This window comes from Acidobacteriota bacterium (genome assembly GCA_016184105.1).
In the GTDB taxonomy this organism is placed as follows: Bacteria; Acidobacteriota; Vicinamibacteria; order Vicinamibacterales; family 2-12-FULL-66-21; genus JACPDI01.
The window spans coordinates 125,964-147,333 of sequence record JACPDI010000027.1 but is presented as its reverse complement, the minus strand read 5'-3'; the positions used below and the strand labels follow the sequence as shown (position 1 = coordinate 147,333).

18 protein-coding genes are annotated in these 21,370 nt (G+C 68.7%); 8 read left to right on the top strand and 10 right to left on the bottom strand.

The window, feature by feature from the left end; all coding sequences use genetic code 11:
* Positions 1-8 precede the first annotated feature (8 nt).
* Positions 9-2,816 carry an insulinase family protein gene (locus HYU53_10270; GenBank protein ID MBI2221580.1) on the top strand — a complete coding sequence of 936 codons (2,808 nt, stop codon included), beginning with the start codon at positions 9-11 and terminating at the stop codon, positions 2,814-2,816.
* A 75-nt stretch (positions 2,817-2,891) separates the two neighbouring features.
* Positions 2,892-3,542 carry a helix-turn-helix transcriptional regulator gene (locus HYU53_10265; GenBank protein MBI2221579.1) on the top strand — a complete coding sequence of 217 codons (651 nt, stop codon included), beginning with the start codon at positions 2,892-2,894 and terminating at the stop codon, positions 3,540-3,542.
* Between the two features lie 28 nt (positions 3,543-3,570).
* Here the strand turns inward: HYU53_10265 and HYU53_10260 are convergent, their stop codons facing one another.
* The 10 genes from HYU53_10260 to HYU53_10215 form a co-directional block, all read right to left on the bottom strand.
* Positions 3,571-3,891, bottom strand: coding sequence for a heavy metal-binding domain-containing protein (locus HYU53_10260; protein ID MBI2221578.1), 321 nt, complete (start codon positions 3,889-3,891; stop codon positions 3,571-3,573).
* 46 nt (positions 3,892-3,937) lie between these two features.
* Positions 3,938-5,650 carry a hypothetical protein gene (locus tag HYU53_10255; GenBank protein MBI2221577.1) on the bottom strand — a complete coding sequence of 571 codons (1,713 nt, stop codon included), beginning with the start codon at positions 5,648-5,650 and terminating at the stop codon, positions 3,938-3,940.
* Positions 5,632-6,072, bottom strand: coding sequence for a hydrogenase maturation protease (locus tag HYU53_10250; protein MBI2221576.1), 441 nt, complete (start codon positions 6,070-6,072; stop codon positions 5,632-5,634). Before HYU53_10250 ends, HYU53_10255 begins: the two co-directional genes overlap by 19 nt.
* Complete coding sequence (cybH, locus tag HYU53_10245) at positions 6,069-6,764, bottom strand: Ni/Fe-hydrogenase, b-type cytochrome subunit (protein ID MBI2221575.1); 696 nt, start codon at positions 6,762-6,764, stop codon at positions 6,069-6,071. The genes HYU53_10250 and cybH overlap by 4 nt, the downstream gene beginning before the upstream one ends.
* 11 nt (positions 6,765-6,775) lie before the next feature.
* Entirely contained in the window at positions 6,776-8,494 is a 1,719-nt protein-coding gene (locus tag HYU53_10240; GenBank protein MBI2221574.1) for a nickel-dependent hydrogenase large subunit, read from the bottom strand.
* Positions 8,487-9,605, bottom strand: a complete 1,119-nt coding sequence (locus tag HYU53_10235) for a hydrogenase small subunit (GenBank protein ID MBI2221573.1) — start codon at positions 9,603-9,605, stop codon at positions 8,487-8,489. Before HYU53_10235 ends, HYU53_10240 begins: the two co-directional genes overlap by 8 nt.
* On the bottom strand, positions 9,602-9,814 hold the full coding sequence (locus tag HYU53_10230) for a hypothetical protein (GenBank protein MBI2221572.1): 213 nt from the start codon (positions 9,812-9,814) through the stop codon (positions 9,602-9,604). The genes HYU53_10235 and HYU53_10230 overlap by 4 nt, the downstream gene beginning before the upstream one ends.
* Before the next feature lie 120 nt (positions 9,815-9,934).
* The gene (locus tag HYU53_10225; GenBank protein MBI2221571.1) at positions 9,935-10,927 is read right to left on the bottom strand and encodes a sigma-54-dependent Fis family transcriptional regulator; all 993 of its coding nucleotides are present in this window, start codon (positions 10,925-10,927) and stop codon (positions 9,935-9,937) included.
* A gap of 26 nt (positions 10,928-10,953) precedes the next feature.
* Positions 10,954-12,309, bottom strand: coding sequence for a sigma-54-dependent Fis family transcriptional regulator (locus tag HYU53_10220; protein ID MBI2221570.1), 1,356 nt, complete (start codon positions 12,307-12,309; stop codon positions 10,954-10,956).
* Positions 12,306-14,168 (bottom strand): PAS domain-containing protein, encoded by a 1,863-nt coding sequence (locus HYU53_10215; protein ID MBI2221569.1) that lies wholly within the window; start codon positions 14,166-14,168, stop codon positions 12,306-12,308. The genes HYU53_10220 and HYU53_10215 overlap by 4 nt, the downstream gene beginning before the upstream one ends.
* A 288-nt stretch (positions 14,169-14,456) precedes the next feature.
* Here HYU53_10215 and HYU53_10210 point away from each other — a divergent pair, with 288 nt between their 5' ends.
* The 6 genes from HYU53_10210 (at position 14,457) to HYU53_10185 (ending at position 21,323) form a co-directional block, all read left to right on the top strand.
* Entirely contained in the window at positions 14,457-14,762 is a 306-nt protein-coding gene (locus HYU53_10210) for a hypothetical protein (GenBank protein MBI2221568.1), read from the top strand.
* Positions 14,763-14,773: 11 nt separating this feature from the next.
* Positions 14,774-15,244, top strand: coding sequence for a cyclic nucleotide-binding domain-containing protein (locus HYU53_10205; GenBank protein ID MBI2221567.1), 471 nt, complete (start codon positions 14,774-14,776; stop codon positions 15,242-15,244).
* Entirely contained in the window at positions 15,237-15,791 is a 555-nt protein-coding gene (locus tag HYU53_10200; protein ID MBI2221566.1) for a hypothetical protein, read from the top strand. The genes HYU53_10205 and HYU53_10200 overlap by 8 nt, the downstream gene beginning before the upstream one ends.
* A 58-nt stretch (positions 15,792-15,849) precedes the next feature.
* A complete protein-coding gene (locus HYU53_10195) occupies positions 15,850-16,737 on the top strand; it encodes a 4Fe-4S dicluster domain-containing protein (GenBank protein ID MBI2221565.1) in 888 nt (295 codons plus the stop codon).
* A 70-nt stretch (positions 16,738-16,807) separates the two neighbouring features.
* On the top strand, positions 16,808-18,016 hold the full coding sequence (gene nrfD, locus HYU53_10190; protein MBI2221564.1) for a polysulfide reductase NrfD: 1,209 nt from the start codon (positions 16,808-16,810) through the stop codon (positions 18,014-18,016).
* A 34-nt stretch (positions 18,017-18,050) separates the two neighbouring features.
* Complete coding sequence (locus HYU53_10185; protein ID MBI2221563.1) at positions 18,051-21,323, top strand: sialidase; 3,273 nt, start codon at positions 18,051-18,053, stop codon at positions 21,321-21,323.
* The last annotated feature ends 47 nt before the right edge of the window (positions 21,324-21,370 follow it).

The window sequence follows — 21,370 nt, the reverse complement described above, 5'->3', positions numbered from 1 at the left end:
GTGCGCGGATGCGCACCGTTGCAGCCCGCGTCACCGTTTTCCTCTTCGGTCTCGCGATCTCCGCCGCGCCCGCGGTTTCGCAGCGGCTCGACCAGCCTGTTCCGTTCGACACGGCGGTCACAAGCGGCGCCCTGTCGAACGGGCTCCGCTACTACATCCGCCACAACACCCGTCCCGAGAAGCGCGTCGTCCTGCGGCTGGCGGTGAAGGCCGGGTCGCTCGACGAGGCCGACGACCAGCAGGGGCTCGCGCACGTGCTCGAGCACATGGCCTTCAACGGGACGACGAACTTCAAGCCGGGCGAGCTGGTGAAGTACTTCGAATCGGCGGGCACGCGGCTCGGCCCGCACGTCAACGCTTACACGTCGTTCGCCGAGACCGTCTACATGCTCGAGTTGCCGACCGAGCAGGACGGGCTCGTCGCGAAGGGCCTGGTGACGCTCGCGGACTTTGCCGGAGGCATGACGCTCGACTCGGGAGAGATCGACCAGGAGCGCGGCGTCGTGCTCGAGGAATGGCGTCTCGGGCTCGGCGCGGGCTCCCGCATCCGCGACAAGCAGATCCCCGTCCTGTACCACCAGTCGCGATACGCACAGCGGTTGCCGATTGGCAAGCCAGAGATCCTCAAGACGTTCAAACCGGAACGCCTGCGCGCCTTTTACCGGCAGCACTACCGCCCCGATCGCATGGCGGTCGTCGGGGTCGGCGACATCGACGTCGCCGCGATGGAAAAGATGGTTCGCGAGACGTTCAGCGCGCTGAAGAACCCGTCGCAGCCGCTGGGAACGCGGGATGACGCGGTGCCGCTGCACGCCGGGACGCTGGTGAGCGTCGCGACCGATCCCGAGGCGCAGCGGTCGTCGGTGTCGGTGGTCCGCAAGCGCGCCGCGGATCCTGACGGCCGCGTCGTGGACTACCGGCGCGATCTCGTCGAGAGCCTGGTCGAGCAGATGATCAACGAACGCTTCCAGGACATGGCGCAGAAGCCGGACGCGAAGTTTCTCGGCGCGGGCGCGTTCGGCGACTCGCTCAGTCCGAACGCCGACGCGTTCCATCTGAGGGCGGGAGTGACCGACGGCGGCATCGAGGCGGGGCTGACGGCGCTGGCGACCGAGGCGCAGCGGCTCCGGCAGCACGGGTTCGGCGCCCCCGAGCTGGAGCGCGCGAAGAAGTGGATGCTTGCGTCGTACGAACGCGCGTTCGCCGAGCGCGACAAGACCGAGAGCGGCTCGTTCGCGGGGGAGTACGTCCGGCACTTCCTGGATGGCGAGCCGAGCCCCGGCATCGAGTACGAGGTGAAGGCGGTGCGCGAGTTCCTGCCCGGCATCACCGTCGAGGAGACCAACGCGGCGATCCGCCGGCTGCTCGGCGACGGCAGCCGCGTGCTGCTCGCCGTCTCGCCGCAGAAACCAGACCTGCAGGTGCCCACCGAGGCGCAGCTGCACGCGGCGCTGGCGGCGGGCGAGCGTGTCGCGGTCACCGCCTGGACCGAGAGCGAGACGCGCAAGAGCCTGCTCGAGACCCCGCCCGCGCCGGGCGCCGTCAAGGCGCGGCGCGAGATCCCCGAGCTGGGCGTCACGGTCGTGACCTTCTCGAACGGCGTCGACGCATGGCTGAAACCCACTGACTTCAAGAACGACCAGGTGCTCTTCACGATGTACGCCAAGGGAGGCAGCTCGCTCGCGCCGCCGGAGCGCTTCACCGAGGCGTTGCTTTCAACCTCGCACGTGATGCTGTCCGGCGTGGCCGGACTGCGCGCGACGGAGATACCGCGCGTGCTCGCCGGGAGGCTGGCGCAGGCCCTGCCGTTCGTCTCGCTGAACACGCACGGCATCTCGGGATCCAGCACGCCGGCGGAGCTGGAAACGGCGCTGCAGCTGCTCTACGCGGAGTTCACCGCGCCCGGCGACGACAGCGATGCCTTTGGGCTTCTGAAGAAACAGCTCGAGGCCGCCGTGGCGAACCGCGAGCGGAACCCGATGGCGGTTTTCGGGGAGCGGCTCGCGCAGTTGAACTCGTCGAACCACTACACTTCGCAGCCGGTGACCAGCGAGCGGGTCGCGAGGCTGGATCGCGACGCGATGGTCCGGTTCTACCGCGAGCGGTTCTCGAGCGCCGCCGACTTCACCCTCTTCGTCGTCGGCGCATTCAAGATCGACGACGTGCTGCCGCTGCTGGCGCGCTACGTGGGCGGGCTGCCCTCGGGCGGCAGGCGCGCGAGCACGTTCAAGGACCTCGGCATCCGGTTCCCGACGGGCGTGCACCGCGAAAAGGTGGAGAAGGGACGCGAGCCGAAAACGCAGACCATCCTGACCTTCTACGCCGACCCTCCGGTGGACGAACTGGAGATGGTGAAGCTCCATGCCGCGACCGACGTGCTGGAGTTGTCGCTGCGCGACCTCCTCCGCGAGCAGCTCGGCCAGACGTACACGGTTTCGGCCGGCTACAGCGATCTCCGCCCCCAGGCCGGGACGGGGCGCGTGACCGTCAGCTTCGGCGCCGCGCCGGAGAACGCGGACGCGATGATCGATCGGATCCTGCAGGAAGTGAAACGGATGCAGCGGGAGCCGGCGTCGGAGGACTACGTCAACCGCACGAAGGAGTCCTCGCGGCGCGCGCGCGAGGTCTCGGAAAAACAGAACAACTACTGGCTGGGCGGGCTGCAATCGCACCACGTGATGGAACGCGATCCGTTGCTCATGCTGAAGGCGGACGAGCGGATCGCCCGGGTGACGCCGGCGGTCGTCCAGGAGATGTTCAGGAAGTACTTCCCGCTGGATAGGTACACCGTGGTGACCCTCGTCCCGGGTCAATAAGTGGGACTGTCCCCCTTCTCGACTGACAAAAATAACTGTCTTGACAGTAAAGTTTGTCGGTGGTCGAATTGGGGGATGGCTCTCGACAACGCCGTCGCCGTCGTCCGGGACGGCTCACGGGCCGCGGCCGTCCTTCACCCGCTGCGGCTGAAGATCCTCGGCGCGCTCCGCGAGCCCGACTCCGCGTCTGGCGTTGCGCGCCGGCTGAACCTTCCCCGCCAGCGCGTCAATTACCACGTGCGCGAGCTCGCCCGCGCCGGATTCCTCTCGCGCGCCGGCGACCGGCGGCGCGGCAACATGGTGGAGCGCCGCTACGTCGCCGCCGCGCGAAGCTACGTGCTCTCACCCGATCTGCTGGGCACTCTGGGGGCCGAGGTCACGGCGTCGGGCGACAGCCTGGCCGCCGGGCACCTGATCGCGCTGCTCTCTCGCGCGCACGCCGAGGTCGGACTCGCGCTGCAGACGGGCGCCGAGACCGGCAAGCGGTTTCAGACGTTTTCCATCGGCTGCGACGTGCGCTTCGAGACCGCCGAGCAGCGCGCCTGGTTCGAGGACGCGTTGCGGCGCGCGGTGCTCGATGTCGTGGATCGCCTGGCCTCGCCGGCGGCGGATGGGGCGGGCGCCCCCGCGCCGGGGCAGCTCCACCGGCTGATTGTCGGGTGCTACGCCGCGCCGAGAAAAGTGGGACAGTCACACTTTCCCGGGCCTCAGCGACGGAAAGTGTGACTGTCCCACTTTTCTGTCTCGATCGCGGCTAACCGACGACAACGGCCGTGCCGCTGACGGCGACCATCAGCATGCCGTTCGCCTGCCCGAGCACCTCGTAGTCCACGTCGATCCCGATGACCGCGTTGGCCCCCTGCGCCTGCGCGCGGTCCTGCATCTCCTTCATGGCCACCTCACGCGCCTCGGAGAGCGCCCTCTCGTAGGTCGCCGAGCGGCCGCCGACGATATCGCGGACCGTCGCGAACATGTCGCGAAAGATGTTCGCGCCGATGATCGCTTCACCGGTCACCACGCCGATGTACCGGCTCACGGAATGCCCTTCAAGGGCGGTCGTTGTGCTGAGAATCACGAATGCCTCCCGCGCGATGCGCAGGAGGCATTGTGCCACAGCCGCGTCAGCGCCGCTGGCGGAGCAGCCGCGGCGCGAGGATGAGCGCAGCACCGCACGCGGCCAGACCGACGGTGAGCGTCGAGGGGCGCCCGTGCGGCAGGTCGTCGATCACGAGCTTGACGGCGAGCAGGGCGAGCAGCGGGTACACGAGCCACACGCCATCGCAGAGCCGCGCGAGGTGGTGCCACCGCGCGATCGCCAGCACGGCCGCGACGAGGATGACCGTGCGGGTCGCGGCGAGCCATGCGGCGTCGGCCTGCCCGCTGTTCGCGACGAGCAGGGCGACGGAGGTCCCAACCGCGGTCCACACGAACAACGCGAACAGCGCGCGGCGTGGCAGGCAGTGCGCGGGCTCGAGCCCCGCGGCGCCAGGGACCGGCCACAGCGCGCATCCCGCCGCCGCGAACAACGCAACCATGTGGAGGGCATCGGGCCGCGGCCATCCGGCGGTTGCCGCCCCGATCAGCGCGGCGGTCGACATGCCGATCAAACCGGAGCACGCCGCCGCGGCGAAGACGTACGCCACGCCGTGCAGCGTCAGGGTGACACGCGGAACCCGCCGCGCGGCCACACCGGCGGTGACGCCGAACAGCGCAAATACGACGCTGGCGCCGCGCAAGCCGAGAACCATCGGGGCGCCGACGAGCATGTAGACCAAGGCGACGGCGGCGTAGAAGAAGAAGTTGCGTGCGGGGCACCGCCGTTCGACGAACGCGAACGCGACGCCGTATCCGCCGGCGCCGAAGCCGAGGGCGAGCAGGCCGAGCGCCTGGATGTTGGCCCCGGTCGCGGAGCTGAGGTACACCGCGCCGCCGAAACCCACGCCGATCACGCCGATCGACTGCACGACCTCGAACGGGATCACCGCCCGACCGAGGAACAGCGTGCGCACCGCGAAGCTGCCAAGGTACGCGCCGAACAGCAGCACCTGCACCATGAACGCCGGGAGCACCTCGATCCCCGCGGCGCCGCGCATCGTGACTGCCACCACCATCGCGCACGCCAGTGCGCCCACCGGCCAGCGCAACGACAGCCAGTTGTGCAGGTAGCCGAGCCAGAGCGTGGCGATGCCCAACGCGATGAGGAGCACGGCGTGGCTCACGAACCCGGTCGTGGCGACCGCCAGGACGACGGAGAAGATCGACACGCTCATGGCGACGGTCCACGCCGACAGCTCGCTCTGCCTGCCCGCCGCGACCACGAGCCCGGCGGCGGCGAAGACGCCAAGCGCCGTGGCGCTGACAGGCGGCGCCATCAACTGGAACCGGAGGCTGGCTTCCCAGATGAGGGGCAGCACGATGAGGCAGGCCGCCGTCGTGTGGAACGTCGCGCTGGCGGACTCCTTCGTCCGCGCGGCCGCGACGAGCCACATGAAGGCGTACACCAGGCCCAGCGTGATCCCAACCGGGCCTGAGAGCACCTGGCTCTCGGTGAGCGCGCGCAGCAAGTACGCACCGCCGAGCACGAGGAGCGTTCGGCCGGCGAGCGCGAAGAAAGGCTGCGGGCCCGCCGCCGTCTCCACGCCGGCCGCGGCCGCTGGCGCGCCGGAGAAGGCAGGCGCGGCCGTCGCCGTGGCGCCGGCGACCGGCACCGGCGCCGCCAGCGCAGCCTCCAGCACGGCGAGCCGGCGTTCAATCGCGGCGACCGAGGTGGAGAGCTGATGGACCTCGCTCGCGAGGTGCGCAAGCTCCTGATCGATCACGCGATCAACTGCCATACCTGCTCCACCACGCGCGGCACCGCGGTTTCCACCGGCGCCGAAAGCGTCATCTGCATCGGCTGCACGTCCGCGATCGACACCGTGACGAGCTGCATGCGGGGCAGCTGCCCGAGCAGCGTCGCCGACACGATCAGATCGCGCAGCCCGATATCGTGGGCGGTCAGCGTCCGGGGAAAATCAGACGCGTACCGCGGCTCGATCACCGACACGGTCCCGGGCGGCTGCCCGTCGATGGTGGCGTCGATCATCACCACGGGATCGTGCGATGCCAGCTCCGCCAGCAGGTGAAAGCCGCCGGTTCCTCCGTCCAGCAGCGCGACGTGCGCGGGGAGGTCCTCCTGTTCCAGCCGGCGGACGACGTGCACCCCCACGCCCTCGTCGCCCATCAGCACGTTGCCGATGCCCAGGACGAGCGTCATCGCCACTCCTGCGGCTTCTTCTCGACGAACTTCCAGCCGCCGGCCATCGACGAGATGACGCCGCGTCCCTCGACGTAGTCGTGGTAGAAGACGAGATACACGTGCACCATCGTGAACAGGACGAAGAACCACATCATCACGTGGTGCCACTGGCGCACCGCGAAGTCCCCGCCCATCAGCGGCACGATCCACGCGAACAGCTGCGGCAGCCATGAATGGCTCATGGCCGCGTACATCGCGAAGCCGGTCGCCACCTGGAACAGGAACGCGAGGAACGACACGAAGTAGGTCCACCCCGCCAGCGCGTTGTGTCCGGCCGATTCGATCGGCCTCGCCTTGCCCTGCATCAGCTCGATGCGGACCACGTCGATCGCTTCGTTCACCTGGCGGACGAACAACCGGCGGTTGAGCGGAATGAAGTTGTCCCAGCGCGCGTGCTGGTTGCCCACGAAGCCCCAGTAGATGCGCGCCAGGAAGTTGAAGAAGAACACGAATGCCGCGACGAAGTGGACGAAGCGGATCCAGCCGAACAGGTAGCTGAACGACGCCTCGCCGGCCGGTTGCGGCAGGATGGGACGGCCGATGAGAAAGCCGGTGCCGATCAGCGCGACCACGCAGAGCGCGTTGACCCAGTGGTACAGCCGCACCGGGAATTCCCAGACATAGACGCGACGAAACTCAATCGCTTCCATCGTCCGCCTCCTCAGAATGCGGCGACCTGGTGGACGTAGCGCCCGTGCTCGTCGTGGAGGTGCACCGCGCAGGCGATGCACGGATCGAACGAGTGGATCGTGCGCAGGATCTCGATCGGCTGGTCCGGGTCGGCGACCGGCGTGCCGATGAGCGCGGCCTCGTAGGCGGACATCTGTCCCTTCGCGTCGCGGGGGGACGCGTTCCACGTGCTCGGCACGACGAGCTGGTAGTTGTCGATCTTCCGGTCCTTGATCACGATCCAGTGCGCGAGGGCGCCGCGCGGCGCCTCGCTCATGCCGACCCCCTTGGCCTCGGCGGGCCACTGCGCCGGGTCGAACTTCGTCATGTCCGACATGCGCGTGTCGCCGTTCTTGATGTTGACCAGCAGCTGCCCGTAGAACTCCTTCGCCCAGCGGGCGATGAGCTGCGTTTCGAGGCCGCGCGCCGCCGTCCGGCCCAGCGTCGAGAACAGCGCCGCCACCGGCACCTCCAGCTGCTTGAGCGCGCCGTCGACCGCGTCCTTCACCTCCTGGTGGCCCGACGCGTACGCGACGAGCATCCGCGAAAGCGGCCCCACTTCCATCGGGTGGTCCTTCCAGCGCGGCGTCTTCAGCCAGCTGTACTTGTTCCGCACGTCGAGGAACTCGTACGGAGGCTTGGGCCCCGTGTAGCTCAGCTTTGTCTCGCCGTCCCACGGGTGGCGCGACACCTGGTCGCCGTCGGAGTACTCGTACCAGGAGTGGGCGATGAACTCGCGGATCTGCGCGACATCCTTCGCGTCGATCGGGTAGATCTCGTTCAGATTGCGGTTGAGGATCGCGCCGCGCGGGAACTTGAACTTCGCCGGATCGGCGTAGCCGTTGGCCGGCAGGTCGCCGTACGCCAGGTAGTTCGGCAGCCCTCCTCCGATCGCGCCCCAGTCCTTATAGAAGGATGCGACCGCCATCAGGTCCGGGAGGTACACCTGCTCGACGAACTGCTGCGCATCGTCGAACAGCTTGCCCACGTAAGCCAGCCGCTCGGCGTTGATGGCGTTGGCCTCGTCCACGTTGATCGAGCACGGGGCGCCGCCCACCAGGTAGTTCGGATGCGGGTTCTTGCCGCCGAAAATCGTGTGGACCTTGACGATCTCCTTCTGCCACTCGAGCGCCTCGAGGTAGTGCGCCACGCCGAGCAGGTTCACTTCCGGCGGCAGCTTGTACGCGGCGTGTCCCCAGTAGCCCTTCGCGAAGATGCCGAGCTGCCCGGTTTCGACGAAGGCGACGAGCCGCTTCTGCAGATCGGCGAAGTAGCGCGGAGAGCTCTTCGGCCAGCTCGAGATCTTCTGCGCGATCGCGGACGTGGCGGCCGGGTCCGCCTTGAGCGCGCTGACGACGTCCACCCAGTCGAGCGCGTGCAGATGGTAGAAGTGCACGACGTGGTCCTGCAGGTACTGGGCGCAGAACATCAGGTTGCGCACCAGTTCCGCGTTGGGCGGCACGGTGATGCCGAGCGCGTCCTCCACGGTCCGGACCGAGGCGAGCGCGTGGACGGTCGTGCAGACGCCGCACGCGCGCTCGGTGAACGCCCAGGCGTCGCGCGGGTCGCGTCCTTTCAGGATCAGCTCGAAGCCGCGCACCATCGTCCCGGCGCTGTACGCGTCCACTACTTTGCCGTCCTTGACCTCCACCTCGATGCGGAGATGCCCTTCGATGCGCGTGATCGGGTCGATGACGATGCGGTTAGACATGGCTGCCTCCGGCGCCTGCCGGCGCGACCGGTTCACTCGTGTCCTTCCTGGCCGGTGATTCCTTCCGCATGTTCGTTGCGATCGCGTGGGCCGCCAGGCCGGCGGCCGTCACGACGCCCACCGTGACGCCGACGGTGTCGGCGGTCGTCTCGATGCCGAAGCCCGGGAAGGTCGCGAGGTGCTGGTAGAAGGGACCGTTGTCCCAGAAGTTCGCCTCGCTGCAGCCGATGCAGCCGTGGCCCGCCTGGATCGGGAAGCTCACGCCGTTGTTCCAGCGCGTGACACCGCAGGCGTTGTAGGTGACCGGCCCACGGCAGCCGACCTTGTAGAGGCAGTACCCGCGCCGCGCGTTCTCATCGTCGAACGACTCGACGAAGAGCCCGGCGTCGTAATTGGGCCGGCGGTAGCACGTGTCGTGGACGCGCCGCGAGTAGAACGCCTTCGGGCGGCCGAGGCCGTCGAGCTGCGGGATTCGATCGAAGGCGAGGAGGTGGACCACTGTGCCGGCCATCACCTCCGCAATGGGCGGACAGCCGGGAACGTTGATGATCGGCACGCCGGAGACCACCTCACGCACCGGCGACGCACCGGTCGGATTCGGCCGGGCCGCCTGGATGCAGCCGTTCGACGCGCAGCTGCCCCACGCGATGACCGCCTTCGCGCCCGCGGCGGCCTCGGTGACGATGTCGAGCGCGGAGCGGCCGCCGATGCAGCAGTAGACGCCGCCGTTCTCGGTCGGGATCGACCCTTCGACGAGCATCAGGTACTCGCCCTTGTACTTCGTCATCGTGTCGTGGAGCGCTTCCTCGGCCTGCTTGCCCGCGGCGGCCTGGAGGGTTTCGGTGTAGTCGAGGGAGATCTTGTCGAGGATCACGTCCGAGACGATCGGGTGCGACGAGCGGATGAACGACTCGCTGCAGCAGGTGCACTCCTGGAAGTGGAACCAGACGACCGGGAGCCTCGGCTTCGTCTCGAGCGCGTGCACGACGTCGGGCACCAGCGTGGAGGAGATCCCGGCGGCGGCCGCGAGCCAGCTGCAGAACTGCAGAAAGTCGCGGCGGGAATAGCCCTGCACCCGGGCGCCTTCCCAGATGCTCAACCTCTCGCTCATACGTCCTCCTTGTGGCCGCCGACGATCCAGCCGCGCACGACGACGTGGTCGCCAAGGTGCGGGTCGGTCAGCCGGTCGCCTGTCAGGTCTACGATGACGGGGGCGGTCGGAACGATCTTCGCGATGCAGTGCCCGCCGGCTCCCTCGAGGATCTCGACGATCTGTCCCTCGAACGACACGCGCGTAATCTCGGAGGCGAAGTCAGCCATCGCTTGCGGGCGGCATGGCACGGGCCGTGCCAGCGGGAATTCAGAGGAAATGGGGGAAAAGCGTGGTGCCGGAAATCCGCGGGTGCGGAAAACCGCAGGAGAGCGCGCGGAAATCCGCAGTCACACGCGCCGATCGACTTCCGGCCCCTGCTCGAGGCCGAACTTCTTCAGCTTGTCGCGCAGGGTCGAGAGGCTGAGGCCGAGCATCCTGGCCGCCTGCGTCCGGTTGCCGCCGCTTTCGGCGAGCGCCTGGCGGAGCATGTTCGTCTCCAGACAGAGGACGACGTCGTTGTAGGAGAGGGAGGCATCGACGAGGCAACGCGTGCAGGCGCGCACGAGCAACTCGACGGGATGGCCGTCGCGGAGCTCCGCGGGGAGGTGCTTCGGCTCCACGGTGCCGTTGGCGAACAACGCGATCTGCTGCGCAACGTTCCTCAACTCGCGCACGTTGCCCGGCCAGTTGTAGGCGAGCAGCATCCGCTCGGCGGCCTCGGAGATCGCGAACGTGCGATCGGGGACGAAGCGCTTGAGGAAGTGCTGCATGAGGAGCGGGACGTCCTCGCGCCGCTCGCGCAGCGGCGGAATGTCCACGGGGCACACGTTGATCCGGTAGTAGAGGTCCGCCCGGAACAGCTGCCGCGAGACCAGCTCCTTGAGGTCGACCTTCGACGCGGAGATCAACCGCACGTCGATCGGCAGCGTCTCGCGTCCGCCGACCCGCATCACCTGGCGCGATTCGAGGACCCGCAGCAGCTTGGCCTGCACCGCGGGCGGCACGTCGTCGATGTCATCGAGGAACAGCGTGCCCGTGTCGGCCAGCTCGAACAACCCGGGCTTCTCCGCGTGCGCGCTGGTGAATGCGCCGCGCTCGTGCCCGAACAGCTCCGCCTCCAGCAGATCGTGCGGCATCGCGGAGAGCGCGATCTTGATCAGGGGGCGGCTGGCGCGGGGGCTGGTGCGGTGGATGTAGTCGGCAAACAGCTCCTTGCCGACGCCGGTTTCGCCCACGAGCAGCACCGAGGTATCCGACTGCGCGATGGTGTCGATGCGCGAAAGGATGGCGTTCATCCTCTCGCTGCGCGTGACCACGGCAATCGAGGCGCGGAAGTCCATGGGGAAAGCGGGCTGAAACCCCGATCTTACAGGAGATCGTATTCCTTGAGCTTGCGGTACAAGTTGCGTTCGCTGATCCCGAGGATCTTCGCGGCGTTGCCGCGGTGCCCCTCGGTGCCCCGGAGCACCGCCTCGATGTGGGCGCGCTCGAGCGCCTGCAGCGTCGGCGGCGGCGTCCCGGCCGCCGGCGCCGCAGGCTGCACGGTGCGGTGCCGCACCGACGCGGGCAGATGCTCGGGCCGCACCTCGTTGTCGTCGCTGACCACCATGGCGGACTCCACGACGTGCAGCAGCTCGCGGACGTTTCCGGGCCAGTCATGCCGCTCGAGCGCGCGCAGGGCGGCGTCGCCCAGCCGCCTGCGCGAGCCGAACCGTTCGTTCAACATGCTGGCGAAGTGCCCGGCGAGCAGCGGAATGTCGGCGCGCCGCTCGCGCAGCGGGGGCACGTGCAGGGTGATCGTGCTCAGCCGGTAGAACAGGTCCTCGCGAAACAGGTTCTGCTGCACCATTGCCCGCAGGTCGCGGTTGGTCGCGGCAATCACCCGCACGTCCACGTGGATCTCCGCCGTGCCTCCGACGTGGCGGAAGGTGGACGTGTCCAGCACGCGCAGCAGCTTCACCTGCGTGGCCTGGCTGACCTCGCCGATCTCGTCGAGGAAGATCGTGCCGCCGTGCGCCACCTCGAACAGCCCCGGCTTGGCGCGGTCGGCGCCGGTGAAGGCGCCGCGCTCGTGCCCGAACAGCTCGCTCTGCAGCAGGCTTTCCTGGAGGGCCGCGCACTCGACCACGACGAAGGGCCGATCGCGGCGCGCGCTGCGCGCGTGCAGCAGCTTGGCCGCGACCTCTTTGCCCGACCCGGTCTCGCCGGTGACCAGCACCGTGGAGCTTGTCGCGGCCACCCGGCCGATCATCTCGAGCAGCCGCCGGAACTCGGGGGTCTCGCCGACGAAATTGCCGCCGACGTCGGCGGGCGTCAGCGCCCGCTCGAGCAGGCTGTTGCGCCGGCGGAGGCCCTGCCGCTCGATCGCGCGCTGGATGCGCATCTCCAGCTCGCCGAGCGGGCACGGCTTCGCGACGTAGTCGAAGGCGCCGAGCCTGATGGCCTCGATGGCGGTATCGATCGATCCGTGTCCCGTGAGCATGATGACGTCGCTCGACGGGCTCTTCTCGCGCAGGGCGGTCAGCACCTCGAGGCCGTCCATGTCGGGCAGCCGCAGATCCAGCAGCACGACCTCGGGCTCGCGATCCGCCGCGCGCGCCAGCGCTTCGGCCCCGGATGCCGCGCCCGACACCGCGAAGCCGAGGCGCTCGAGCTCGCCGGCGAGAACGGTCCGGAACGGATCGTCATCGTCCACGAGGAGGATCGACGCGGCGGGCTTCACGACGCGGAACGGAAGGCCGCGGCTGACGCCGCGGGGAACAGGATGTCGAAGGAGGAGCCCTCGCCCGGGGTGCTCGTCACGCGGATGTCACCCCCCCAGCCGCGCACGAAATTCAGCGACAGGAACAGCCCGAGGCCGGTGCCGCCCTCGCGCAGGCTGAAGAACGGCTCGAAGATCCGCTTCTGGTGCTCGGGCGCGATGCCGCAGCCATCGTCGCGCACGCTCACGCGGGGCGCGCCGCCGCCGCCGACCGTCACCACGACGCGGCCGCCAGACGCGCACGCCTGCACGGCGTTCAGGAGCACGTTGATGAGGGTGTGCTGCAGCTCCGCTTCGTCGGCACGCACGCGCGGCGCGGCGCCCGGCGACTCGACGGCGACCGCCACGTGGTGACGCCGCGCTGTCGGCTCGATCAGCCGCGCGGCGACGGCGGCGGCCTCGTGCAGATCGACCACGCCGATCGACGATCGCTGGCCGCGCGACATCCGCAGGAAATGCTGCGTGATGCCGCGGCAACGCAGCAGCTGCTCGCGGGCGATCCGCGCCGTATCGCCCACGCGGGCCCACTCGGGCCCGTCCGGCTGCGTCTGCGCGTCGCGCAGGATGCCCTCGACGCACGTGAGGACGGTGCCGAGCGGGGTGTTCAGCTCGTGCGAAAAGCCGGACGCCAGGACGCCGAGCGATGCGAGGCGATGCGACTCGGCCAGCCGCGCCTCGGCGGCGCGACGGTCGGAGATGTCGCGCCAGACCTCGACGACCTGCACGACGGTCCCCGCCGGCCCGCGAATGGGAGACGCGTGGACCTCCTCCCATCTGACGGACCCGTCGGCGGCGCGCCGCTCGCAGATGCGCACCTGCCGCTCGCTGCTCTGCAGGGTCGCCAGTGTGGGGCAGTCGGCGGCGGTGCACGCGCCCGGCGCGAAATCGCGGCAGCAACAGCCGAGCACCTCGTGCCGGCCGTGTCCCGTCCGCGCGAGGAACGCGTCGTTGGCCGCCACCACCTTGCGATTCGTGTCCAGCACGACGATGCCGTCGTCGATGCTGTTGATGACCGTTTCCACGCGCTCGCGCTCGGTGCGGACTTCGCCGAGCAGGCCGCTCATCGAATCGGCCATCGTGTTGAACTCGCTCGCGAGCCACGAAATCGTGTCGGAGCCGTCCGCCGGAACCCGGCGCTCGAGGTCGCCGCGTGCAATCTGCCGCGCGGTGATCTCGAACCGCTGCAGGCGGCGCAGCACGACGAGGCGCACCACCAGGGCGATGACGGCGATGAGCAGGAGCGCCAGGCCGCCGCTGGCCGCCACCATCCATCGCAGCTCGGCGTTCATCGTCTCGCGCAGCGCGCCGGTGTCCATGTCCAGGATCATGATGCCGTTGATCCGCCGCGACCGGTCGTGGCACTGGTAGCACGCCGCCCGGTTGTGGATCGGAATGACGGTGCGCAGCAGGGTTCCGTCGCTCGTCTCGATCACCCGGCTGGACCCGCGCTGCTCGGGCGGCAGCTGGTGACAGGCCTGGCACGTGGGGGAATCGATTCGCAGGTCGGCGGCCGGGCCGGGCGGGCGGCTCGCGTACCGGAGCACGCCGGTGCGATCGAGCAGCATGACGTTGCGCACGCGCTTTTCCTCGCCGAAGGTCCTGATCAGCGTGGCGATGAGCGTGCGGTCGTTCTCGATCATCTGGTGCTCGAGCGCGGCGCGCATCAATTCCCCCTGCGCGAGCGCCGTCGCACGCTCGTTCTCGAGCAGCGCGTCGAAATGATGGACCGAGTAGAAGTAGGCGCCGACGGCGCAGGCCACGGCCACCGCGGCGGTGATGCCGATCGCGAGAGCCGCCGTCATGCTCGTCAGGCGTGGCACGGTCGATCCTCGGCGGCCCGCTCGTGACGCGATCGCCGGCTCGATGTGCGGCGCTGTCCGGGCAGGGCCCGCATTCGTGCTGCTGAAACGTGGAATGCAGGCATAGTGGCAGACTCCCGCGGCGGCGTCAATCTGACGAAACGTCAGGCGCGTCCTGACGGAGTGGCAGATCCCGCGGCCTCCATTCATCACGGGCCCCTGGAATTGCGGGGTTTTCCATCTCAGCCGCACGGGCATGAAACCTGCTCATGCACGCCGCACGTGCCGTGCGCACGAAAAGGGGGAAGCATGGAAATGTTTCTGATGGCGCTGGCCCTCAGCCTGCTCGGTGTCACAGTCAGCGCGGTGTTGTTCGCGGCGGCGACGCGGCAGGAGCCCCGGGAGGGCGAGCCTGCGGTGGACCGCCCGGTGCTCGTGCCGCCGCGCTTCTTCGGCGATCAGCAGGAAGCGGGCGTCGGGCGGGTGCCGGCCGAGGCGCTGCTCCTCGAAATCGAGCGGCACGTCCGCCTCGAGCAGGCGGCGGCCGAATCGTTCCTCCGCGCGCCGACCGCCGAGTCGCTGCACAGTCCGACCGTCTCGCGCCTGGTGCACTGAAGGGGGCCGGCATGACGAGAACTCAGACAGAGCTGCTCGCCGGGCTGCAGGACAGCGAGGCCGAGGAGATCGAGAAGATCGGGTTCCGCACCACGCTCGTGCAGGGGAACGTGCTGTTCAAGCTGGGCACCGATGCCGACCGGCTCTTCACCATCGAGCGGGGGCGCGTCGCGCTGACGCTGCCGATGCGGGTGCTCGACCGCGAGGAGAACGTGCTGATCGAGGAACGCGGCACCGGCCAGGCGCTCGGCTGGTCCGCGCTGACGCCGCCGCACCGCTTCACGCTGACGGCGACCGCGCTCGTCGAGACGGAGGTGCTCGCGCTCCCGCGCGTCGCGCTGTTCCGGCATTTCGAGAGCCATCCCGAGGTCGGCTACGTCGTGGCCCGCAACGTGGCGTTCATCATCGGCCAGCGCCTCGAGATCTTCCAGGCGATGTGGATGCGGGAGATGCAGCGTTTCGTGAAATCGGCCTATGCGTAGAGTCCCATTCGTCCTCGTGTTCATCGCAGGCGCGCTCGCGTCCGGCTACGGCGCGGCCGGCGTTCGACCGCCGCAGGAGGAGCGGCGGCCGGCGCAGGCTGCCCCCGGCGCGCGCATCCAGGTGCCGCCGCCGCCGTTTTCCGACGGCATCTTTCCGTGCTCGGAGTGTCACAACAAGGACATGCCGCCGAACCGGACGCGCCGCGAGCTGACCGACATGCACGTGGACATCGTGCTGAAGCACGACGAGACGCACCGCTGGTGCCTCGACTGCCACGACGCCGACAACCGCGACCAGCTGCACCTGGCGAGCGGAGAGGGGGTCCCCTTCTCGGAGTCGTACCGCCTGTGCGGGCAGTGCCACGGTGAGAAGTACCGCGACTGGCGCGCCGGCGTGCACGGCCGCCGCGTGGGGCAATGGAACGGGCAGAAGGAATACCTGTTGTGCGCGCACTGCCACAACCCGCACGAGCCGCGGTTCCGCGCGCTCGAGCCGAAGCCGGCGCCGAGGCGGCCGAGCAGATCGACGGGAGTCAGGAGTCACTGACCCCTGGCCACTGACCACTGGCCACTGGCCACTGACCACTGACCACTGGCTACCGACCATGGGAGACACGATGTCGTCCGACACACCACACCCTGTCACTCGCCGGCAGTTCGCCTCCTGTACCGCGGCGGCCGCGGCCGGGTTCCTGCTGACCGCGTGCGGCCCGCGCCGGCTGCGCGAGGTGCCGAAGGCGCGGCTGCGCAGCATGCTGGACGATCTCGAGCGTGAGTACTCGAAGACCTACGGCAAGGCGGTCACGGTCTCAGACACGCCGGCGGCCGACGGCGTGGTGTTCGCCTACGCCCTCGACATCTCGCGCTGCATCGGCTGCCGGCGCTGCGTGTACGCGTGCGTCGACGAGAACAACCAGTCGCGCGACCCGCAGGTGCACTGGATCCGCGTGCTGTCGATGGACAAGGAGCGCGGGATCGATTTCGCGCACGCCGACGCGTACTACGACGCCAAGGAAGTGCCGCAGGACGGTCACTTCTACGTGCCGGTCGCGTGCCAGCAGTGCCGCAATCCTCCGTGCACCAAGGTCTGCCCGGTGGGCGCGACGTGGGCCGAGAAGGACGGGATCGTCGTCATCGACTACGACTGGTGCATCGGCTGCCGCTGCTGCATGGCGGCGTGCCCGTACGGCGCGCGCCACTTCAACTGGTCGGACGCCGGCATCCCGAACGAACAGGTCAACCCGGCGATGCACTACCTGGGCAACCGCCCGCGGCCGCGCGGCGTGGTGGAGAAGTGCACGTTCTGCATCCAGCGCGTGCGCAAGGGGCGGTACCCGGCGTGCGTCGAGGCGTGCCCGGTCGGCGCCCGCAAGTTCGGGAACCTGCTCGATCCCGAGAGCGAGATCCGCTACATCATCGAGCACAAGCGCGTGCTGGTGCTGAAGGAAGAACTGAACACCATGCCGAAGTTCTTCTACTTCTACGGAACGTGAGGTGTCCGTGAGTCCCGTGGCCCGTTTCAGCCGGTTCCTTCGGTTCGTGATTTCCAGCGCGCGGCTCGTCATGCGCGGCAACGCAGGGTACTGGGCGTGGGTGTCCCTGCTGCTCGCGCTGATTGCCTCGGGCCTCCTCGCCTATGCGGATCAGGTGACGCGGGGACTCGGCGTGACCGCGATGCGCGACCAGGTGAGCTGGGGGTTCTACATCGGGAACTTCACGTTCCTGGTCGGCGTCGCCGCCGCCGCCGTGGTGCTCGTGATCCCGGCCTACGTCTACGGGTGGAGGCCGATCCGCGAGATCGTCATCTACGGCGAGCTGCTCGCGGTCAGCGCGATCGTCATGTGCGGCCTGTTCGTGTTCGTGGACGTGGGCCGTCCCGATCGCGTCTGGCACCTCGCCCCGCTGCTGGGGCACCTCAATTTCCCGAGCTCGCTGCTGGCGTGGGACGTCCTGGTGCTCAACCTGTACTTCGTCGTGAACTTCGTCGTCGTCACGCACATCCTGTACCGCGCGTACACGGGGCGCCACTACAGCACGCGGTTCGTCGTGCCGCTGGTGCTGCTGTCGATCCCAATGGCCGTCGGCATCCATACGGTCACGGCGTTCCTGTACAACGGTCTTGCCGCACGGCCCTACTGGAACTCGTCCATCCTCGCGCCGCAGTTCCTGGCCTCCGCCTTCTGCTCCGGGCCGGCGATCCTGCTGATCGTCCTCCAGCTGCTCAGGCGTTTCACGTCGTTCGAGCTGAAGAACGAGGCGATCTGGAAGATCGCCGAGCTGATGGCGTACGCGATGTTCCTCAACCTGTTCCTCCACGGCGCGGAGGCGTTCAAGGAGTACTACTCCGACACCGAGCACCTGCTGTTCACCCGCTACTGGTACGAGGGCCTGGGCGAGCACCGCACGCTCGTGCCGTACGCCTGGGCGGCGCTGGTGTTGAACGCCGTCGCGTTCGTGCTCTTCATCGTGCCCGCCACCCGCCGCAACTGGGTGACGCTGAACGTGGGGTGCGTGGCCACCTACGCGGGCGTCTACATCGAAAAGGGCATGGGCCTGATCATCCCGGGACTGACGCCCGACACCCTGGGCGAGATCTACGTCTACTATCCCACGCTCGCCGAGCTGCGGGTCGCCGCGGGCGTGTTCGCGGTCGGCTTCCTCGTCTTCACCCTCATGCTGAAGGTGGCCGTGCCGATCTCGCTGGGTGAGTTCCAGGAAGCGGAAGTGTCCGGGGAGGGACGGCATCGGGCGGTCGCGCCGGCCCACGGGTGACGGTATACTCCCCGCGCTGGGAGGATTTCGTCTGATGCCGTTTATTTCCCGTTCACGCGTCGTTTTACCTCTTGCCTGTTTCCTCTTCACTTGCCTGAACGGCGCCGCCACCGCGCAGCCGCGCGGCGGCGCCCCGCAGGAACAGAACCCGTCTGCCGAGCCGCTGAAATTCCGGTACATGGGCCCGCCGAGCGCGGGGCGCATTTCCGCGGTCGTCGCGGTTCCCGGCAACCGGTCAATCTATTACGCCGGCGCGGCGTCCGGCGGCGTCTGGAAGTCGGTCGACGGGGGGCGCACCTTCGAGCCGATCTTTGACGAGCAGTCGGCCTCCGCCATCGGCGCGCTCGCGATCGCGCCGTCCAACCCGAATATCGTGTGGGCCGGCACCGGCGAAGCGTGGGCCATCCGGCCCAGCGACGTGATGGGCGACGGCATCTACAAGTCCGACCATGCGGGCGCAGCCTGGAAGAACATGGGGCTCCGCGAGACCGGCCGCATCGGCCGCATTGTGGTCCACCCGACGAATCCCGACATCGTGTACGCCTGCGCGCTGGGGCGAACCACCGGCCCCCAGGAAGAGCGCGGCGTCTTCCGCACGAAGAACGGCGGCGAGAGCTGGGAGCGCGTGCTCTTCGTGGACCGGGACACGGGATGTTCCGGCCTCGCGATGGATCCGGAGAACCCGGACATCCTCGTTGCCGGCACGTGGCAGGTCGTGATGCACACCTGGGGCATGTTCAGCGGCGGGCCGGGCAGCGCCATCTATCGCTCGCGCGATGGCGGGAGCACCTGGGAGAAGGTCCTGCACGACGGGCTGCCGAAACCGCCGCTCGGGAAGATCGACGTCGCGTTCGCGCCCACCAACTCCAGGCGCGTGTTCGCGCTCATTCAGACCGCGACGCAAGGGTCGCTCTGGCGCTCGGACGATGGCGGGAGCGCGTGGACCCTCGTGAGCCGCGACCGGCGCCTCATCGGGCGAGCCGGGTATTACATCCGCCTCGGCGTGTCGCCGGCCGATGAGAACGAAGTGATGGTCGCGAGCAGCACGCTGTGGCGATCGACCGACGGCGGCGCCACCTTCACGCAGGGAGGCGGCTGCGGTGACTGCCATGACATCTGGTGGGATGCCCGCAACGGCGATCACTACGTGGTCACCGGCGACGGCGGCATGGGGATCACCGCCGACCACGGGCGCACGTTCAACAGCGTGGTGCTGCCGATCGGCCAGATGTACCACGTCGCGGCCGACAACCGCGCGCCGTACTGGATCTACAGCAACCGCCAGGACGACGGCACGATGCGCGGCGCGAGCACCTCGCCCGTGCTGGTGCCGAACGTGCCGTCGTACGGCCTGATGCCTCGCACCGGCGGGCCCGGCGGCGGCGGGTTCTTCGGTGCGGGTGGTGAAGTGCCGGGCAACGTCATGCCTGGCGCCATCCCCTGGGATACGTACCTGGGGGGCTGCGAATCCGGGTTCACGATTCCCGATCCCGAAAACCCCGACGTCGTCTGGGCATCGTGCTACGGGAACAAGCTCTCGCGGTACGACGCGCGGCGCGGCACCGCACGCTCGGTGGCGCCGTGGATGATCACCTTCGACTCGCCGCCGACCGACTCGAAATACCGCTGCCACTGGACGGCGCCGGTCGCCATCGATCCGTTCGACCACAACACGGTCTACTACGGCTGCCAGGTGATCTTCCGCACGACGAACGCCGGGCAGACCTGGGCCGAGATCAGCCCGGACCTGTCCACGAAGGATCCGAAGCGGATCGTCTCGTCGGGCGGGATCATCGGTGACAACCTCGGCCAGTTTGCCGGTGAGGTGGTCTTCGCGATCGCCCCCTCGCCGCTGCAGCAGGGGCTGATCTGGGCCGGCACGAACGACGGCAAGGTCTGGAACACGCGCGACGCCGGCAGGACCTGGAACGATCTCACGAAGAACGTCACCGGCATGCCGGAGTGGGGCACGATCGCGCAGATCGCGCCGTCCCGCTTCGACGCGGGCACGGCGTACATCGCCGTCAGCTACCACATCATGGACAACCGCGATCCGTTCATCTTCAAGACGACGGATTTCGGGAAGACGTGGACGAAGATCAGCGACGGCCTGCCGAAGAATCATCCGCTCGCCTACGTGCTGTCGGTCGCCGAGAATCCGAACCGCCGGGGCATGCTGTTCGCGGGCACGGGCAACGCGTTCTACTACTCGACCGACGACGGCGCGACGTGGGCGCAATTCAAGGAAGGGCTGCCGCCCGCGCCGGTGACGTGGATTGCCGTGCAGAAGCAGCACCACGACGTCGTCGTCTCCACGTACGGGCGCGGACTTTACATCCTGCCCGACATCACGCGGCTGGAGCAGGCGGACACGGTGGACAAGACGGCCGCCGCGCACTTGTACGTGCCGCGACCCGGCTGGCGGTTCGCGAGGGCGGGCCGGGCAGACATCCTGTACTCGGTGCAGGCACCCCCGCAGCAGCCCGCGAAGATCGAAATCCTCGACGCGTCGGGAACCGTGGTGCGGACGCTGCAGCAGGCGCCGCGGGCCGGCGTGAACCGCATCACGTGGGACGGCCGCTACGAGGCGGCGCGACAGGTGGAGCTGCGCACCCTCGCGCCGGACAACCCGAACATCTGGGATGAACCGCGGTTCCGCAACCAGAAGACGCGGCCGGTCACGCACTGGGGGATCCAGAATCCCCAGCGGCAGGGGCCGCTCGCCACGCCCGGGCAGTACTCGGTGCGGCTCACGGTGAACGGCCAGGTCCTCACGCAGCCGCTGGAGCTGCTCAAGGATCCCCTCATCACGTCGAGCGCCGAGGATCTCCTGGCGTCCGCGCGGACGCAGATCCGCATCCGGAACGATCTCGACGAGACCGCGAGGATGGCGAACGAGATCGAGATCATGCGGAAGCAGATCGAGGACCAGCTCGCCGCGAACAAGGGCAAGGCCGCGGACGTGGAGCGGGCGCTCGCGGCCCTCGACAAGCGCATGCTGGGCGTCGAGCTGCAGCTCCTGTCGCGCTCGGACCTGCACAGCGACGACAAGTGGTTCGTCGAGGCCTACAAGATCTACCTGAACCTGCTGTGGCTGAGCGGCGCCGTGGGGTCGGGCGCCGGCGATGAAGCGGGGGGCGCAGACTACCGGCCCACCGATGCACAAGTGGCCGTGCTCGACCTGATTGAGAGGGACCTCGCGAAGGCCCGAGCGGACTTCACGGTGCTCGTCGAGAAGGACGTGCCCGCGTTCAATCAGAGCACGGCCGGTAAGGTGCCGCCCATCGGGGTGAGCGGGGCGATGTAACGAGGTTCTGCCGGATGGTTCTGCCGGACGGTTTCCGGCAGAACCGT